This window comes from Phaeobacter sp. B1627, from assembly GCF_006265095.1.
In the GTDB taxonomy this organism is placed as follows: Bacteria; Pseudomonadota; Alphaproteobacteria; order Rhodobacterales; family Rhodobacteraceae; genus Epibacterium.
This window is the reverse complement of the sequence record NZ_VCNK01000004.1, coordinates 124,794-141,670: the sequence shown is the minus strand read 5'-3', so window position 1 is coordinate 141,670 and position 16,877 is coordinate 124,794. Positions and strand designations below refer to the sequence as shown.

The following is a 16,877-nucleotide window of genomic DNA, read 5'->3' as shown; positions in this document are numbered from 1 at the left end:
GCGGAAGCTCTCTTCCCGCCCGGCACGCCCCCCGGACCGGAGCGCGGATCCGAATATCAGATGTCATTCACTCGCAGGGCGCGGGGCGATTGCGCCGTCCATATCATCCGGAAGCTCGGAAGGACACGACCGCCCCCGGTGACATTGCAGAACAATATCGCCCGCAGAGCCGTCCTCGGCGTCAAAGAAAAATCCGCCACAGGGCTCCAGAATGGCGCGGACCCGGCCTTCCTGATTGCGGGCAAAGAACAGATACCGATTGCCGGATTGCAGCGTCCCGCACCAGGGCCCCAGGCAATGGGCGACCAGCGTGATCTCTCCTTCGACGGGGTGATCGAACATCCGCTCCCCGAGCAAAAGCCCGGTGACCTGTGCCGGTATCTCTGTGGGGACCTCTGTCGCCTCCGGAGCCGCCTCCGAATAGTGAGGTAAAAGCCCCTCATCGAAAGTCACCTGACCCTCGATGATCACAAAGGGGTCTTCGCTGTTTGCAATGATCCCGTAGACATCTCCGGGCCCCATCGGCAGGCAACTCAGCGCCTGCGCCTGCGCCGCGCAGGCAACGCCCGTCACCGCGGCCAGCAGCAGCCTAGAGATAGGCTTTGAATTCCTCCACCACACGGGCATAGACCTCTCGTTTGAAGGGAACGACTTTTTCCACCAGTTGCTCCACCGGTTGCCAGCACCAGGCAGAAAACTCCGGGTCCTCGGTTTCGATGTTGATCTGCGCATCGGTGCCGAGAAACCGAAGCAAATACCATTTCTGCTCCTGGCCGCGGTATTTGCCTCCCCAGAAATGCGGAACAACATCCTGGGGCAGATCGTAGGGCAGCCAACCGTCGCTCTCGGCGATAATCGCAACCATATCGGCGCTGACGCCGGTTTCTTCTTCCAGTTCGCGCAGGGCGGCAAGCCGGGGATCCTCGTCCCGGTCGATCCCTCCCTGCGGCATCTGCCAGGCATCCTTGTGACGGTCCTTGCGCTGGCCGACCCAGACATCACCGGCCGCATTCAGCAACATCACACCGACATTGGGACGATACGGCAGCCGGGCGATCTGCTCTGCGCTCAGGGATCCTGCATTGTCCTTGCTCATTGTAGCGCTCCGCACTCTCTGTTCGTTGCCTCCCTTAGAGCCTGTGCCGCCGGGGCACGCAAGAGGGTGACGCCGCGTTGACAGGTGACAAACGGTGGATGACGCGCAATCCTCCGCCCCAAAAGACATGCAGGGAGAGTCTCATGACCGCGTACCCACATCTATTGGCCCCGCTTGATCTGGGTTTCACCACATTGAAGAACCGGGTTCTGATGGGGTCCATGCATACCGGTTTGGAGGAAACCCGCGATTGGCATCGGGTGGCGGAATTCTATGCCGCCCGCGCGCGCGGCGGGGTTGCGTTGATGGTCACCGGCGGCATCGGACCGAACCTCGAAGGCTCCGTGCTGCCGGGCGCCGCAATGATGACCAGCGAACAGGACGTGGAGAACCATTCCGTTGTCACCCGCGCCGTCCATGCGGCAGGGGGCAAGATCGCGATGCAGATCCTGCATGCGGGCCGATATGCCTATGGTCCGAAATGCGTCGCCCCCTCGCCGGTGAAATCGCCGATCTCGCCCTTTGCGCCGACCGAACTGGACGAGGCAGGGATCGAAAAGCAGATCTCGGATATTGTCAACGCGGCCCGTCTGGCCCGGAGCGCAGGCTATGACGGGGTCGAAATCATGGGCTCCGAGGGGTATTTCCTCAACCAGTTTCTGGTCACCCACACCAACAAGCGTACCGACCGTTGGGGCGGATCCTATGAAAACCGCATGCGCCTGCCCATCGAGGTTGTCCGCAGGGTGCGGGCGGAGGTCGGTCCCGATTTCATCCTGATCTATCGCCTGTCGATGATCGACCTGGTCCCGAACGGATCCACATTTGACGAGGTCGTGCAGCTCGCCAAGGCGGTCGAGGCGGCTGGTGCGACGATCCTCAATACCGGTATCGGCTGGCACGAGGCGCGCATTCCCACCATCGCGACCTCGGTTCCGCGCGCGGCCTTCGCCTGGGTGACGCAAAAGCTGATGGGGCAGGTGTCCATCCCGCTCATCGCCTCCAATCGCATCAATACGCCCGAGGTCGCCGAGGATGTCCTGGCAACCGGCTGCGCCGATATGGTCTCGATGGCGCGTCCCATGCTGGCGGACGCGGATTTCGTTGCCAAGGCCGAGGCAGGTCGCGGTGCGGAAATTGCGCCCTGCATCGCCTGCAACCAGGCCTGTCTCGATCACACCTTTGGCGGCAAGCTGACCTCCTGTCTGGTGAACCCGCGCGCCTGCCATGAAACCGAGCTGGTGCTGACCCCGGTCGAGGTGGTCAAAACGGTGGCTGTGGTCGGCGCCGGTCCTGCCGGGCTCTCGACCGCGCTGGCGGCCGCACACCGCGGCCACAGGGTCACGCTCTTTGACGCCGCCCGGGAGATCGGCGGCCAGCTCAATATGGCAAAGCAGGTGCCCGGCAAGGAAGAGTTCCACGGTCTGGTCGATTGGTATCGCACCATGGTGGATAAGGCAGGCATTACCCTGAACCTCGGGCGCCGCGTGGGGGTCGAGGATCTGTCCGGCTTTGACGAGATCGTCGTTGCCACCGGGGTCCTGCCGCGCGATCCGGAGATCGAAGGACAGAACCACCCGTCGGTCGTCTCCTATATCGATGTGTTGCGGGGCAAGGTTCCTGTCGGCCACACCGTCGCCGTCATCGGTGCAGGCGGCATTGGTTTCGACGTGTCGGAATACCTGCTGCACACCGGAGAAAGCCCCTCTGAAAACCTGCCGCTGTGGATGCGGGAGTGGGGGGTCTGCGATCCGGGCAAGCATCGCGCCGGCCTGGCCCCCGATGGCCCGCACCCCGAGGCCCCTGCCCGCCGGGTCACCCTTCTGCAGCGCAAGGCTGAACGTCACGGCAAGCGGCTGGGGAAGACGACCGGATGGATCCACCGCGCCACACTCAAGATGAAGGAGGTCAGTTTTGTCGGTGGCGTCAACTACGAACGCATCGATGACGCGGGCCTGCATGTGAGCTTTGGCGCGGCGCGGGAAAACCCGACAGTCATTGCGGCTGACACTATCGTTTTATGCGCCGGACAGGTGAGCGAGCGCAGCCTGGCAGACGCTCTGGCCGCAGCGGGCAGGCCTGCGCATGTGATCGGTGGGGCGGATGTGGCCGCCGAACTGGATGCCAAACGGGCCATCAACCAGGGCACCCGGCTGGCCGCGTCCTTCTGATCCGACGGGTGAGGGGTCCGGGTGGCAGGCTCGGCGCCCGGACAGCCGCTGCCAGCCCCGATCCTGTTCGGAACAATCCGGGCAGCTGTACGTTCCTGTATCGAACCGGCCCTTACACAGGGCCAATTTCACACTGGGCCAATCGAGCCACGAACGACAGGAAAGGGCACAAATATGCCGACTATTGGTAACGCGAAAATCCTCATTATTTCCACCCACGGTTTTGAGCAGTCCGAACTGGAGGTCCCCCGTGACCAGCTTCGTGAAGCCGGCGCGACAGTGCATGTTGCAACGTTGCACGGCAAATCCATCCGCGGCTGGGACAACAACAATTGGGGCGGCGAGGTCGAAGCCGACCTGAAAGTCGCTGACGTGAATACCGCTGAGTATGATGCGTTGGTGATCCCGGGTGGGCAGATCAATCCGGACCTCCTGCGGGTGGAGCGTGATGTGATTTCCCGGGTCAAGGAATTCCACAATCAGGGCAAGGTGATCGCCGCTGTCTGCCACGCCCCTTGGGTTCTTGTTGAGGCGGGTATCGTCGAGGGCCGCGAGGTAACCTCCTACCATTCGGTAAAGACCGACATGATCAATGCAGGCGGCAAGTGGACCGACGCTGCGGTGGTGGCGGATGCCGGGATTGTCACCAGCCGACAGCCCGATGACCTGGACGCATTTGTCGCCAAGATCATCGAAGAAATCGAAGAAGGCGCACACGAGCGCAAAGCGGCCTGATCTGCTGCTTGTTGGCCAGGGTTCTTCCTAGATCTCCCGGATTTTTCCGACCGGGTGAGGAAGAAAGGGGGTCCTCCCGCCTCCGCAGGTGCCCCGGCCAAGGCCGGAGCCCCTTGGCTGAGTTGGGCCTGGCGCCGCTGACGCGGCGCCAGGCCCTGCCGTGACCGTCACCGCAGATAGCCAGCGATCTTGACGGCCGCACTCTATATTGAAGGCGCCCTGCAGCCGCGACCTTGCTTCTCGTCCCTCATCACCTGCTGAACACCGCCGGAGGTTCACACCTCCTCAGCCACCGTGCAGCATTCGGCTGTCTGACGGGGCCTGATCCCGCTCGGACATCCCGTAGTCCCGACTGACACTGGCCACCCTCAGGCGGTAGTCCGCGAAATACCCATCGCGGCCCTTTGACTGGGCGGCGCGGTGTTTCTCCAGCCGCCTCCAACGTTGCACCGCTGCCTCATCCGTCCAGAACGAAAGCGACAGCAGCTTGCCCGGTTGGGTCAGGCTCTGAAACCGCTCGACCGAGATGAACCCCTCCATGCCCTCGAACAACGGCCTCAGGCTGGCTGCATGGTCGAGGTATTGCTGCTGCATCCCCTCTGCCGGTTCGACTTCGAATATCACTGCAATCACGAAAGATCTCCTTGCGGGCTGTGCGGCGCTGCGGTCGCATGCGGGCTCGACGCCAGTGTGAGCCATGTTCTGTCCTCACGCAAAATGAACTTCTCCCGTTGCGCAAATTCATAGTTTTCACGTCCCAGCGGATCGCAGGCAAGCCGGGCGCGGTAGCGTTCATAGGCGGCAAGGGACGGGGTGGAATAGATCCCGTAGGCCAGGGAGGCGGAGCCTTCATGCGGGGCGAAGTATCCGATCAGATCCGCACCGCAGCGCGGAATCGCCTGACCCCAGTTTTGCGCATACTGTCGAAAGGCGCCGTGTTTGGTCGGGTCGATCTGGTAGCGAATGATGCAGGTCAGCATATGGCAGGTCCTTTGATGTTTGTCGCCTTTGCTGATACCGCAGCATCGCCGCGCGAGGGTTCGCTCCTCGCCGAAGTATTCAAATCGTTTCGTTTCCACATTCCGAACGATCCGGCGAAAACCCTGCAATTATCCCAAGCCCGCCCCGTTGTTGCCTGATTTCCGGCGCAGAACTCTCCCAGCAAGACCCCGTAAAAGACCCCGTGCAACAAGGAACGTGAAATGGACCGACTGGCCGAAATGGAAGCCTTTGCCAATGTGGTGGATCAGGGTGGTTTCACTGATGCCGCCAAGAAAATGGGCCTGTCCAAATCGGCTGTCTCCAAACATGTCTCAAGCCTCGAGGCGCGGCTCGGGGCGCGGCTACTGAACCGGACCACACGCCGGGTATCGCCGACGGAAATCGGCTTGGCCTATTACGACCGGGCGCGCCGGGTGCTGAATGACGCGGGCGAAGCCGATGCGCTTGTCACATCGATGCAGACCGCGCCGTCGGGTCTGTTGCGGATCTCGGTTGCGACCGATTTTGGCGTCAACCACCTATCGCCGGTATTGTCCGATTTCCTGCGCGACTTTCCTGACATCACGGTCAACATGGTGCTGAACAACAGGTTTGTGGAGCTGATCTCCGAGGGGTTTGACATGGCGGTGCGCATCGGAGAGCTGGAAGACAGCTCGCTGCGGGCGCGCAAGCTGACCGAGACCACCAAACGGATGATCGCCGCCCCGTCCTATCTGGAGCAATATGGCAGGCCCTCAAAGATTGACGATCTGAATGCCCACAAGCTGCTGCATTACTCCAATCAATCCAGCGGCAACGTGTGGAAGATGACCGCCCCCTCCGGAGAGAAACGTCAGGTGCGTTCGACCGGCTGGCTGTCGGTCAATGACGGGCAATCGCTGCTGAATGCCGCAATTTCCGGGCTCGGGATCGCCTATCTGCCGAGCTATCTCTATGCCGAAGCCATGGCAGAGGGGCTGGTGGAAGATGTGATGCCGTCTCTTCCGGTGGAATCGCTCGGGGTCTACGCGGTCTATCCGCCCGGGCGCTTCACACAGCCCAAAGTGCGCGCATTCATCGACTTTCTCGTGCACGCCTTTGCCGAAAAGGGCATGGAGACCTGGTAGCATCAGGCTTCCGCCATCTTGCATATCCGAAGCCCATAGCCCCTGCCCCTCGTCGCCATGCGGGGGCACTTGCGTCTTCAGCGATCGCCCGAAGGGTACCGGCAGCGGGCGTCAGGGCGTCACCAGGACCACCTCGACCCGGCGGTTTATTTCGCGGCCAGGCGCGGTGGTGTTCGGCGCGAGGGGCGCCATATATCCCGCGCCCGCGACTTCGATCCGGTCGGCGTCTATGTCGTAGCCAGAAACCAGTCGTTCCCGGACACTGGCCGCGCGCCGCCGCGACAGGTCGATATTGGCATCCAGCCCGCCGACCGTGTCGGTGTGGCCGACCAGCAGCACGCTGGCAGATGCATTCTCCTGCAGGAAGGCGGCCAGTTGGCGAAGGGTGTCAAACGGCCCCTCCCCCATGGCGGTTGACCCCGATGCGAATTCGAGATCCAGAAGCGGCGCGTGTCCCTGAAGAAGCAGAAGATCCGCCACGGCACCGGTCGATAAAACGCCGGCCTTCTTGATGGCATCCGCCAGAAAGCTGCTGACATCGCCAGCCTCGCCCGCACCGGCCGCCGCGGTCTCTGCCCCGGGTTGTTCGGCATCGGGCTGATCCGGCGACGCAGGGGGGCGCAGGGGGGCGTCCGGATCGTGCCGCTCCAGAACCTGCACATAGACCGACCCGCCGATTCTGGACACCAACACCGAAACAGCAGCGCCGGATTCCGGGTTTCGGGCCGAGAGGAACTCGAAATCCGACAGGTGCACCGCCATATCGGGGGCGGGAATCACCTCGATGCCAAATCGAAAAGCAAAACCGCCGCAGGCGCGCGCGGTGCAGGCGTAGGTCTCCTCGAACCCCTGCCCCTCCAATGCGGAGCGGATGGGAGCCAGAACCTGCAATGTGCTCCATGTTCCGTTCACCCGCCAACTGCGCCGATAGATCCGGCCTTCCAACGCGTCGCTCGGGACTCGGTCACCCTCCACCGGTCCCGTCGGCAGGAGCAGGGTCGCAAGCGGCGTTTCCTGGTCGCGCAGCAGCTCCTCTCCGGCAGGCAATGGCACATCGACCGGAGCGGCCTGGGTCATGGATGACACCGACAGACCAAGACACAGCGCCGCCAGGACAGCGCGCGCTCCGTTTGCCCCCCCGCGCGTTGCCCCCCCGCGCGCAAGCCTCATCGGAATTGTCCGTGGTACTCGGGATTGGGCACCATCGCCGTCGCACTGGCCACCCGGTTTGTCATGTTGAAGAACCCGGCAACATTGGCGATGTCCCAGATGTCACGGTCCTCAAAACCGACGGCGCGCAGACCGGCCCGATCCGCATCGTCGATCTCTGCGCTGGCGCGGGTCATCTTGGCGGCGAAATCAAGCATTGCCCGTTGGCGATCCTCCAGCGGGGCGACGCGGTAGTTCATCACCAGCATCTCGCCCAGCTGCGGGTTGCCGGACAGCTGGCGCACTGCGGCACCATGGGCCACAAGGCAATAGAAACATTTGTTGATCGACGACACCACCACCGCGATCATCTCGCGATCGAGTTTTGACAGGTTGCTTTGTCCCAGCATCAGATCATTGTACATCGCCGTAAAGGCGTTCAGCTTGTCGATGTTGAACGCATAGGCCCGCAGCACATTCGGCACCATTCCCAACTTGTCCTGGCAGATATCGAAATACGTCTGCGTTTCCGGCGGCAGCGGATCCACCATCGGCAGATCGAGCGCCGTCGGCTCCTGTGGTGTCGTCATGCTCTGCGCCCTCCCAAGGCGGGCTGACATCTGTCAGCGTTTGATACGATAGTGGTAGCCGCCCGCAGGGGTCATGCCCAGCCGGGCGTAGAGGGCATTTGCCCCTGTATTGGCCCGCGTGCACAGCACGACGAGCTCGCGCGCGCCTTCTGCCGCGGCCCAGCGCGCCGCCTGCCGCATGATCCAGACGCCCATGCCCTTGCGGCGCTGATGCGGCAGGATCTCCAGCGCGTGCAGCATGGCAACACCATTGTGGATCGCCACATAGGCGGTGCCTGCGGGCTTGTCGTCCCAACGCCCCAGAAGGCTGGTCTTCGCAACATCCGACCGCTCCATGATCGCGAGACGCTCCGGGCCTATTCCGCCAGTCTCCCAGATCTCGCGCTGGATGGCGAGCGGGGGCCAGATGCAAAAGGTGGTGACGCGCGGGATCTCCACATCGGTCAGCAGCGCAGGCGGGCAGGTCCAGAGCACGACGGGATCCATCACCTCATATCCCAGCCGGTCCAGCTGCGCATCAAGGTCACGCTCTCCATCGCGTATCATGAACAAACGCGGCTGTTTCAGCGCCGCCATCGCCGTCTCTGCCTCTGATACCTGCGCATCCGAGAGATCCCCCTCGGCGGTGGCCGCGGACACCCGGCTGCCACCGCCGCCACCGACGCGCAATGTGACCGGGCCCAGACGGTCCTTGCGCAGGCAGGGCCATGTGGCCTCGACCACCTCATAGTATTTGGGATCTGTCACGGCGGGCATCGCCTCAATCCGGGCGGTCACAGTTCAAGGTCCCGCGCCAATGCGGTGACGGCGGCGTCCACCTCGGCCCCGTTGGTGCCGCGCACCACCACATTGGCACCGAAGGCGCCATTGACCTGAAACGGGTAGCAACCAATGGAGAGATGCGGGTGTTTGTCAGCCAGCGCCGCCAATGTCGCCGCAATCTCGCCCTCGCCGCGATCCACCCGCAACGTTTGGCTCAGCAGGGGCGCGCCGCCCACCACCGTGGCCAGAACGCTGGCGACCATCGCCTGAAAGACCGAAGGCACCCCGGCCATCACATGCACGTTCTGCAACGTGAAACCAGGCGCGGAGGACACCGGATTCTCAATCAATGTGGCGCCATCCGGAATGCGGGCCATGCGCAGCCGCGCCGCGTTCAGCTCCGTACCGGTTTTTTGATAATGCGCCGCGAGAATGGCACGGGCATCATCGCGCACATCAATGCCCACGCCAAAGGCCTGCGCGATACAATCGGCGGTGATGTCATCATGGGTCGGCCCGATCCCGCCGGAGGTAAAGACATGATCATGCCCCTGTGACAGAGCCGTCACTGCGGCAATGATTGCCGCAGGATCATCGCTGACCACCCGCACTTCCCGCAGGTCGACGCCGTGTTTGGCCAGTTCGCCCGCGAGATAGTACATATTGGCGTCGCGGGTACGTCCCGAGAGGATCTCGTCCCCGATCACAAGCATGGCGGCGGTTGGATTGGACATGGCGCGACTCCTGTGGATATTCGATTTTGACCGGAGGATAGACGTCCGGGCCGCCGGTGCAAGCACTCAGGGGGCCTGGATCCTGCACAATCCGGTCAGGATTTCAGCGGCGGGACTTTGACAGATCCGGCAATCTGGCGCATCACCGCTGTCATGAATTTTTCCACTCCCCTGATCCCCGCCACCCTGATCAAACGCTACAAACGCTTTCTGGCCGATTGTCGGTTGGGGGACGGTCGGGAGGTCACGGCCCATTGTGCCAATCCCGGGTCCATGATGGGGATGGCAGAGCCGGGCTTGCGGGTTTGGCTGGAGCCCAATGACGATCCGAAGAAAAAGCTGAACTTCGGCTGGCGGTTGATCGAACAGGGCAACGGGCATTTCATCGGGGTTGATACCTCGGTGCCGAACCGCGCGTTGAAAGCAGCCCTCACGGCCCGCCAGATCCCCGAGCTCGCGGCCTATACCTCCGTGCGGTCAGAGGTGAAATACGGCCAGAACAGCCGCATCGACTTTTTGCTGACAGGTCCGGACCTGCCCGATTGTTACGTCGAAGTGAAGAGCGTGACACTGTCGCGCCAGACCGGCCTGGCCGAATTTCCCGACAGCGTCACCGCCCGCGGCACCAAACACCTGCGGGAACTGGCCGGGATGGCAGGGGCCGGTCACCGCGCGGTGATGCTCTATCTGGTGCAACGGACCGATTGTGACCGGTTCGCGCTGGCCGCCGATATCGACCCGGCCTATGCTGCGGAATTCGAGGCCGCACAGGCCGCAGGCGTCGAACGGTTGATTTATTCTACATCAATCACCCCATGCGATATTGAAATCAGCAGCAGAATTGCCTGCGATTGACTGGCAAAACGCTGCTGCCTCTGGTCCTCTGGGCCAAGAGCGCTTAGATAAGCGCCAAAATGACACGACTTTTGCCGGAGCATGCCCTGATGAGATCCAAGAACGGCCGCACCACCAAGGATGGTATCCGCATCTATGAGCAGGCCGATTTTGCCGGGATGCACGCGGCCGGTGCTTTGGCTGCGCAGATCCTGGACGATATCGCCGCCCATGTTTTTGTCGGCCAGACCACCGGAGAGATCGACAGGCTGATTACCGCCATGGTCGAGGAGGCGGGTGCGACCTCGGCGACCATCGGCTACAAAGGCTACCAGCATGCCAGCTGCATCTCCATCAACCACGTGGTCTGCCATGGCATTCCCGGGGAGAAAAAGCTGAAAGACGGCGATATCCTGAATATCGATGTTACCGTCATTGTCGACGGCTGGTTTGGCGACACCAGTCGCATGTATGTCGCTGGGAAATTACCGCGCAAGGCGGAGCGGCTGATCCAGATCACCCATGATGCCCTGATGAAGGGTATCGAGGTGGTGAAGCCCGGCAACACCTTTGGCGATATCGGCCACGCCATTCAAAGCTATGCCGAGGCACAGCGCGTCAGCGTGGTGCGCGACTTTTGCGGGCATGGTCTGGGTCAGGTGTTTCACGCGCCCCCGAATGTATTGCACTATGGCCGACCGGGCACCGGCCCGACGCTGGAAGAAGGCATGTTCTTCACCATCGAGCCGATGCTGAACCTCGGCCGACCCGAAACCAAGGTGCTGGCCGACGACTGGACCGCCGTGACTCGTGACAAATCACTGTCCGCCCAGTTCGAGCATTCGGTCGGTGTGACGGCCGACGGCGTGGAGATTTTCACCCTGTCGCCGGGCGGTCTCTTTCATCCCACATACAACACAGAGTCCTGAGAACCAGACCGGCGGCGGCTCTCCGTTCGAGCAGCCGCGCAGGGCTGACCGCAGCCCCGACAGTTCGGTCTAGCCAAGGAAAACCGCGTCAGATCAGGGCGCTAGGCCGAGGCGCCTCGGCAGGTCTGCCATGTCGTGAAAGACTTCGGCGGCCTCGGCGGCCAGCAGCGCCCCATCATCATGCGCCGCATAGCCGAAACACTGCATGCCCGCCCGCGACGCGCCACGCGCCCCTGTGGCGCTGTCTTCGATCACCACGCAATCACGCGCCTGCACATCGAAATGCGCTGCGGCCGCCAGGAAAAGTCCGGGGTCGGGCTTGGCCACCCGAAGGGTGTGCGCCGAAAACATCGCCCCGGGATGAAAGCGGTCCCACAGGCCGTGCGGGCCGAGCGTGATCCGCATTTTCTCTTCGCTGCCGTTCGAAACGACGCAGCACGGCAGCCCCTCCTGATCGAGCCGGGCGATCACATCCGCCACGCCCGGGATCAGTGGCACCCCTTCGCGCAAGCTGCTATAGGCCTCGGCGTAGACCTCGTCGATCCAGGTCTGTGGCAGTGTCGCGCCCAGATCACGCGCCTTCGCCGCCACCTCCGGCATCGCCAGCCCGGCAAAAAGCCGCAGGCTGTCCGCCGCTGACAGGGCCAGTCCATGAGAGGTGAGGTTTTTGGCCACGACCGCATTGAACACCCGTTCGCTGTCAACCAGAACGCCGTCGCAATCAAAGATGACCAAGGCGGGTATCGGGTAGGTCTTCATCTGTGATCTCCGGTTCGGGGAATATGCCACAGGCCGGACAGTCGCCGCAGCAGGCCTGCAGGTCAATCCTGGGGCAACGGCGCCTGCGCATCATCTTCGGCCCAGAGCAGCGTGATATGGGTGTCGCCATATTTGCGGCTGTCCTGCAGAGTGAACCCCGAAGGGGGCTCCATCGGACTGCTCTCCTCCCAGACCACAAGCGCGCCCGGTGAAATCCAGCCCCCCGCGCGGATCACGTCCAGCGCCGCCTGTCCCAGGGATTTGCCATAGGGCGGATCGAGAAAGACCAAATCAAAAGGCGCTCCCGCTGCGGCACCCAGTTTCAGGGCCGAGCGCCGCAGGAGCTGACATTGCTGCTGCGCCCGGCAGAGGTCGATGTTTTTGGCGATCAACTGCTGGGCGACGCGGCCATCATCGACAAAACAGACCTCGGCCGCGCCGCGCGACAGGGCCTCCAGCCCCAGCGCGCCGGTGCCTGCAAACAGATCGAGGACTCGGACCCCCTCAAAATCTATCTGATGGGTCAGCACGTTGAACAAGCTCTCGCGGACCCGGTCAGTGGTGGGGCGCAGATGCGCGCCCGCGTCGCCCTTGCCGACAGCAGCGAGCGCACGTCCCCGAAACTCTCCGGCAATGATCCTCACGCTTTGAGCAACGGTTTCAGATCCGCCTCCGGATTGGCAACGACAGTTTTATCCGCCGTTTTTCCGGCCTCGATCAGGCGCTTGGCCACCATATAGGCGCGCGGGTCATTCATCGCATCCACCGCGACCAACTGCTCACCGATATAGTACCAGAAGGACGTGGCCGCGCCCTCGCCCCGGCGGGTGACCACAGTGTCATAGCCTGAATTCAGCCCCGCAATCTGTAGTTTCACGTCATATTGGTCGGACCAGAACCACGGAGTAGCCACATAGGTTTTGGCAGCCCCCAACATGTTCTGCGCCACGATTTCGGCCTGATCGATCGCGTTGGGGACGCTTTCCAGACGGATGCGCTGGCCCTTGTAGGGGAATGACGCACAATCGCCGGCCGCCCAGATCAGCGGATCGGAGGTACGGCCCAGCTCATCCGTCCGAATGCCATTGTCGATTGCGAGACCCGCGGCCTCTGCCAAATCACAGGCCGGGGTAATTCCGACACCGACCACCACAAAATCCACCTCCAGCGTGCTGCCATCGCTCAGCACCGCGCGCTGCACCCGGCCTGCGTCGCCTTGCAGATGATCAAGGCCGACCCCTTCGCGGATATCGACGCCGTTGTCGCTGTGCAGCGCCCGGAAGTAGGCCGATGTCTCGGGCGCGGCAACCCGCTGCAGGATCCGGTCGGACATCTCCACCAGGGTGACGGCAACCCCACGTTTGGCGCAGACGGCGGCGGCCTCGAGCCCGATATAGCCGCCCCCCACGATCAGGGCGCGCGCCCCTTGGCGCACCTCCGGGGCCATCTCGTCAACGTCCCTCAGATCGCGGACCACGTGAACCCCCTTCAGGTCGCCGCCGACCGAGGCCGGAAGATGGCGCGGCTTGGATCCGGTGGTGAGCGCGAGCTGATCATAGGCGATCACCTCGTCCCCGATGATGATGTCCTGTCGCTGCGGATCGATGGCATCAACCCTGGTGCCCAGGCGCAAGGTAATGTTGTGCTCGGCATAAAAACTCTCCGGGCGCAGGAACAGGCGCTCCAGCTGCATCTCCCCCAGCAGATACGCCTTGGAGAGCGGCGGGCGCTGATAGGGCAGCGCGTCCTCTGCGCCGATCAGGGTGATGTCGCCCTCAAATCCGCTGTTTCGCAGCTTTGCCACCAGGGATGCCCCTGCCTGACCTGCGCCGATCACCGCGATATGAGTCATGTGCCCTCTTGTCTCCAGATACAGTTCTTCTAACCTCTGGACTGGACCCTACATGCAGGGCCCGTTGCGACGCAATTGCCCAAACCTGTCGCAACGCCATTCGAAAACCAAAAAGGACTGCGTGATGATTTCCGTAGGAGACAAGCTGCCCGCCGCCACCCTGATCCGCATGGGAGAAAACGGCCCCGAGCCGGTCGAGATTGCGGAGCTCGCCAAGGGGCGCAAGCTGGCGATCTTTGCCGTGCCCGGTGCCTATACGCCCACCTGCCATTCCGCGCATGTTCCGAGTTTCATCCGCACCAAGGATCAGTTTGCCGCAAAAGGCGTGGATGAGATTCTCTGCATCGCCGGCAATGACCCGTTCGTCATGGGGGCCTGGGGCGATGCGACCGGCGCAACCGAGGCGGGAATCGCCATGCTGGCCGACCCGGAGTGCACGTTTACCGATGCGATCGGCATGCGGTTCGATGCGCCCCCTGCCGGCCTGATCGGCCGATCCAAGCGTTATGCGATGATTGTCGAGGATGGTGAGGTAAAAATCCTGCACCTCGAAGAAAGTCCGGGGACTTGTGAAGTGTCTGCTGGCGAAGGTTTGCTGGATGCGCTGTAATCAGGCAACGCAACGGATCCGCTGGAACGGCTAAACCTTTGAACGAAGACGTATGACTGACGCGCTCAATCCTGTGAAACACCCCGCCGCCATTCTGGCGGAGGTGATGGACGAAATCGAATCGGCCCGTGCCTTTGTGGCGCGGGACAATGCTTTCGACAGTGCGCAGCAGATGCGCGTTGCGCTTCGCCGATTGCGCAGCGCGCTCACCCTGTTTCGCCCCTTGCTGCCAGCAGATCACAACAAGGCGCTGCTCGAAGATGCCCGGTGGCTGAGCGCCGAGGTCACCCGGCTGCGTGATCTTTATCTGTTGTGGCAGGATACGCTCACCCCGGCCCGGGTGGCGCTGCCGGACAACGCAGCGCTGCAGGCGCTGGAGGAAAAGGTTTTGGCCCGGATCGACAGCGAGCGTGAGGCGCTGAGAGATCAGCTCGGCAGCGCGCGCGTGAATGAGTTGATTGACCGCGGCCGTGATCTGACGGAGCAGGCGTTCTGGCGCCCCGCAGCCCAAAGCCGCGACAAGCTGGAAACCCTGTGTCACGAGACATTGGACCTCCGGTTGAGCCAGGCTCTGAAACATGGCGAGACGCTCAAGCGGTTGGACAATCAGGCGCGCGACAGCTTCCGCAAAAGCCTGCGCAAACTGCGGGCAACGGCGGAGTTCACGCAGCTGATGTTTGCGTCAAAAAAGACCAAGGCCTTTCTCAAGCAGTTGAAAAAACTGTTGGAATCGATGATGGCTGCGCGCGATGCGAGTGCCGTGCGGGAACGGCTGGAGGATCTGATGCGGGACATGGAAGAGGGCTCTGCCGAACGTCACATCGCGCAGGAGCTGATCAAGGCAAAAGAGGCAGGCGTCGGGCTTGATCACAAACGCCTGCAGAAACTGTGGCGCGCGACGGTCGCCTTGCCGCCCTATTGATCAGTCACGAACTGCCTGTCGCCCGCCTCTGCCCGCCTGTCTTCTGACAGCGACAGCGGCTGCACTACCCCTGCCCCCCCCTGTGCCCTGCCTGATCAGGCCAGACTGTCTCAGGCCAGACTTTCTCAGGCCAGACTGTCCATTTTTCGCGCCAGTTTGGCATCCAGCGCACTCAGCCCCCCCACATCATGGGTGGTCAGCACCACGGTCACGCGGCTGTAGACATTGCTCCATTCCGGGTGGTGGTTCCATTTCTCCGCCCAGATCGCAGCTCTGGTCATAAACCCCATAGCCTCGACAAAATCCGCAAACCTGTATGTCTTGCGGATCGCATCCCGCTCCGCGTCCATTTCCCATCCCGTCGCAAACAGCGGCTGCAGCAATGGTCCGCGCGTCTCGGTCGAGAGTTTTTCGCTCATTCCTGTTCCTCCACATGTGTTTTTCTGAATGGTCCATAGCTGGTCAGGACCTCGATCTCCTCGTCCACAGTGGCGCGCTCCGCCTTGAGATACTGCTCAATTGCGGCCCGAAACCCCGGATCCGCGATCCAATGCAGACTGTGGGTTTCCGTCGGCAGATAGCCGCGCGCCAGCTTGTGCTCCCCCTGCGCCCCGGCCTCGACCCGGTCCAGGCCCATTTCAATGGCCAGATCGATGGCCTGATAGTAGCACAACTCGAAATGCAGGCAGGGATGATGTTCGATACAGCCCCAGTAGCGACCAAAAAGCGCCGAAGCGCCGATGAAGTTCAATGCCCCCGCCACCGGAACGCCGTCCCGCTCCGCAAGAACCAAAGCGACGTCATCGGCCATGGTCTCATGCACGATGTCAAAGAACTGCCGCGTCAGATAGGGCGTGCCCCACTTGCGGCTGCCGGTATCCTGATAGAACTGCCAGAACGCGTCCCAATGCTCGGGCTTCAGGTCAGCCCCGGTGTAGGTCTCGATCTGCCCGCCAAACGCCTGTGCCTGGCGGCGCTCCTTACGCAGGGTCTTGCGCTTGCGCGAGGACAGGGCCGCGAGAAAGTCGTCAAAGCGACCATAGCCGTCGTTCAGCCAATGGAACTGCTGGGTTCTGCGCGGCAAAAGCCCGAGGTCGCTGCCGATCTGCGCTTCCTTCGCCGTGCAGAACGTCACATGCAAGGAGGACAGGAGATTGTCTGCCGCGATCTGAACCGCCCCTTGCACCAGAGCCGAGGTCCCGATCTCCTCATAGCCCGGACGGGTCAGGAACCGCCGCCCGCCGGCCGGGGTGAAGGGAACCGCCAGTTGCAGTTTGGGATAATAGCGCCCGCCGGCCTGCTCGTATGCATGAGCCCAGTTGTGATCGAAGATATATTCGCCCTGACTGTGGCCCTTTGCATAAAGCGGCGCGCAGGCAACCAGCTGATCGTCAAGGTAGCAGGTCAGGTATTGCGGCTGCCAGCCGGTGCCAGGCCCGACCGAACCACTCTCTTCCAGCGCACTCAGAAACCGATGCGTGGTGAAGGGGTCTTCGGGGCGGCCGCCCTCGCCCGTTTCGGGACAGGCGCAGGCATCCCACGCTGCCTCATCAATCTGAGAAAGTGCACTGAGCACCTGGATTTCTATCTGTGCCTGATCCATTCTGCCTCTCTGCGCCCCCCCCC

21 protein-coding genes are annotated in these 16,877 nt (G+C 62.5%); 8 read left to right on the top strand and 13 right to left on the bottom strand.

The annotated features are described in order from the left end of the window. Positions 1-63: 63 nt before the first annotated feature. Both FGE21_RS02960 and FGE21_RS02955 read right to left on the bottom strand, forming a co-directional pair. Positions 64-573 (bottom strand): hypothetical protein, encoded by a 510-nt coding sequence (locus tag FGE21_RS02960; RefSeq protein ID WP_255731308.1) that lies wholly within the window; start codon positions 571-573, stop codon positions 64-66. A gap of 16 nt (positions 574-589) precedes the next feature. Further along, the gene (locus tag FGE21_RS02955) at positions 590-1,072 is read right to left on the bottom strand and encodes an RNA pyrophosphohydrolase (RefSeq protein ID WP_139662047.1); all 483 of its coding nucleotides are present in this window, start codon (positions 1,070-1,072) and stop codon (positions 590-592) included. A 167-nt stretch (positions 1,073-1,239) separates the two neighbouring features. Between FGE21_RS02955 and FGE21_RS02950 the strand changes: the two genes are divergently transcribed. Together FGE21_RS02950 and FGE21_RS02945 are read left to right on the top strand one after the other, a co-directional pair. Continuing rightward, positions 1,240-3,267: an NADPH-dependent 2,4-dienoyl-CoA reductase gene (locus FGE21_RS02950; RefSeq protein ID WP_139661518.1), complete on the top strand. Its 2,028-nt coding sequence runs from the start codon at positions 1,240-1,242 to the stop codon at positions 3,265-3,267. A gap of 174 nt (positions 3,268-3,441) precedes the next feature. Next, complete coding sequence (locus tag FGE21_RS02945) at positions 3,442-4,002, top strand: type 1 glutamine amidotransferase domain-containing protein (protein ID WP_139661516.1); 561 nt, start codon at positions 3,442-3,444, stop codon at positions 4,000-4,002. Between the two features lie 285 nt (positions 4,003-4,287). Here the strand turns inward: FGE21_RS02945 and FGE21_RS02940 are convergent, their stop codons facing one another. Next, positions 4,288-4,635 carry an antibiotic biosynthesis monooxygenase gene (locus FGE21_RS02940; RefSeq protein ID WP_139661514.1) on the bottom strand — a complete coding sequence of 116 codons (348 nt, stop codon included), beginning with the start codon at positions 4,633-4,635 and terminating at the stop codon, positions 4,288-4,290. Then, positions 4,632-4,982, bottom strand: coding sequence for an NIPSNAP family protein (locus FGE21_RS02935; protein ID WP_139661512.1), 351 nt, complete (start codon positions 4,980-4,982; stop codon positions 4,632-4,634). The genes FGE21_RS02940 and FGE21_RS02935 overlap by 4 nt, the downstream gene beginning before the upstream one ends. Before the next feature lie 15 nt (positions 4,983-4,997). Here FGE21_RS02935 and FGE21_RS20000 point away from each other — a divergent pair, with 15 nt between their 5' ends. Next, positions 4,998-5,141, top strand: coding sequence for a hypothetical protein (locus FGE21_RS20000; RefSeq protein WP_176695350.1), 144 nt, complete (start codon positions 4,998-5,000; stop codon positions 5,139-5,141). 63 nt (positions 5,142-5,204) lie between these two features. After that, on the top strand, positions 5,205-6,110 hold the full coding sequence (locus FGE21_RS02930) for a LysR family transcriptional regulator (protein WP_139661510.1): 906 nt from the start codon (positions 5,205-5,207) through the stop codon (positions 6,108-6,110). Positions 6,111-6,221: 111 nt separating this feature from the next. Here FGE21_RS02930 and FGE21_RS02925 read toward each other — a convergent pair whose 3' ends face one another. From FGE21_RS02925 to FGE21_RS02910, 4 genes are read right to left on the bottom strand one after another with little or no spacing between them, the layout of a single operon-like run. Further along, a complete protein-coding gene (locus FGE21_RS02925) occupies positions 6,222-7,280 on the bottom strand; it encodes an OmpA family protein (RefSeq protein WP_139661508.1) in 1,059 nt (352 codons plus the stop codon). Next, positions 7,277-7,849, bottom strand: a complete 573-nt coding sequence (locus FGE21_RS02920) for a peroxidase-related enzyme (RefSeq protein ID WP_139661506.1) — start codon at positions 7,847-7,849, stop codon at positions 7,277-7,279. The genes FGE21_RS02925 and FGE21_RS02920 overlap by 4 nt, the downstream gene beginning before the upstream one ends. Before the next feature lie 33 nt (positions 7,850-7,882). After that, a complete protein-coding gene (locus FGE21_RS02915) occupies positions 7,883-8,605 on the bottom strand; it encodes a GNAT family N-acetyltransferase (protein ID WP_139662046.1) in 723 nt (240 codons plus the stop codon). A 17-nt stretch (positions 8,606-8,622) separates the two neighbouring features. Then, a complete protein-coding gene (locus FGE21_RS02910) occupies positions 8,623-9,345 on the bottom strand; it encodes a molybdopterin-binding protein (protein WP_139661504.1) in 723 nt (240 codons plus the stop codon). A 153-nt stretch (positions 9,346-9,498) separates the two neighbouring features. Here FGE21_RS02910 and sfsA point away from each other — a divergent pair, with 153 nt between their 5' ends. Together sfsA and map are read left to right on the top strand one after the other, a co-directional pair. Next, positions 9,499-10,200, top strand: coding sequence for a DNA/RNA nuclease SfsA (gene sfsA, locus FGE21_RS02905; RefSeq protein ID WP_139662044.1), 702 nt, complete (start codon positions 9,499-9,501; stop codon positions 10,198-10,200). An 89-nt stretch (positions 10,201-10,289) separates the two neighbouring features. After that, entirely contained in the window at positions 10,290-11,108 is an 819-nt protein-coding gene (gene map, locus FGE21_RS02900) for a type I methionyl aminopeptidase (RefSeq protein WP_139661502.1), read from the top strand. Positions 11,109-11,201: 93 nt separating this feature from the next. Here the strand turns inward: map and FGE21_RS02895 are convergent, their stop codons facing one another. From FGE21_RS02895 to FGE21_RS02885, 3 genes are all read right to left on the bottom strand, one after another. Then, positions 11,202-11,867, bottom strand: a complete 666-nt coding sequence (locus FGE21_RS02895) for an HAD family phosphatase (protein ID WP_139661501.1) — start codon at positions 11,865-11,867, stop codon at positions 11,202-11,204. A gap of 62 nt (positions 11,868-11,929) precedes the next feature. Further along, positions 11,930-12,511, bottom strand: a complete 582-nt coding sequence (gene rsmD, locus FGE21_RS02890; RefSeq protein WP_139661499.1) for a 16S rRNA (guanine(966)-N(2))-methyltransferase RsmD — start codon at positions 12,509-12,511, stop codon at positions 11,930-11,932. Then, positions 12,508-13,719, bottom strand: coding sequence for an NAD(P)/FAD-dependent oxidoreductase (locus tag FGE21_RS02885; protein ID WP_139661497.1), 1,212 nt, complete (start codon positions 13,717-13,719; stop codon positions 12,508-12,510). The genes rsmD and FGE21_RS02885 overlap by 4 nt, the downstream gene beginning before the upstream one ends. A 124-nt stretch (positions 13,720-13,843) precedes the next feature. Here FGE21_RS02885 and FGE21_RS02880 point away from each other — a divergent pair, with 124 nt between their 5' ends. Both FGE21_RS02880 and FGE21_RS02875 read left to right on the top strand, forming a co-directional pair. Next, positions 13,844-14,329 (top strand): peroxiredoxin, encoded by a 486-nt coding sequence (locus FGE21_RS02880; RefSeq protein ID WP_139661496.1) that lies wholly within the window; start codon positions 13,844-13,846, stop codon positions 14,327-14,329. A 52-nt stretch (positions 14,330-14,381) separates the two neighbouring features. Continuing rightward, positions 14,382-15,251 (top strand): CHAD domain-containing protein, encoded by an 870-nt coding sequence (locus FGE21_RS02875; protein WP_139661494.1) that lies wholly within the window; start codon positions 14,382-14,384, stop codon positions 15,249-15,251. A gap of 125 nt (positions 15,252-15,376) precedes the next feature. On the opposite strand, the gene FGE21_RS02870 is transcribed toward FGE21_RS02875, so the two are convergent. Together FGE21_RS02870 and FGE21_RS02865 are read right to left on the bottom strand one after the other, a co-directional pair. Next, entirely contained in the window at positions 15,377-15,670 is a 294-nt protein-coding gene (locus FGE21_RS02870) for a 4a-hydroxytetrahydrobiopterin dehydratase (RefSeq protein WP_139661492.1), read from the bottom strand. Then, positions 15,667-16,854 (bottom strand): GNAT family N-acetyltransferase, encoded by a 1,188-nt coding sequence (locus FGE21_RS02865; RefSeq protein WP_139661490.1) that lies wholly within the window; start codon positions 16,852-16,854, stop codon positions 15,667-15,669. The genes FGE21_RS02870 and FGE21_RS02865 overlap by 4 nt, the downstream gene beginning before the upstream one ends. Between the last annotated feature and the right edge of the window lie 23 nt (positions 16,855-16,877).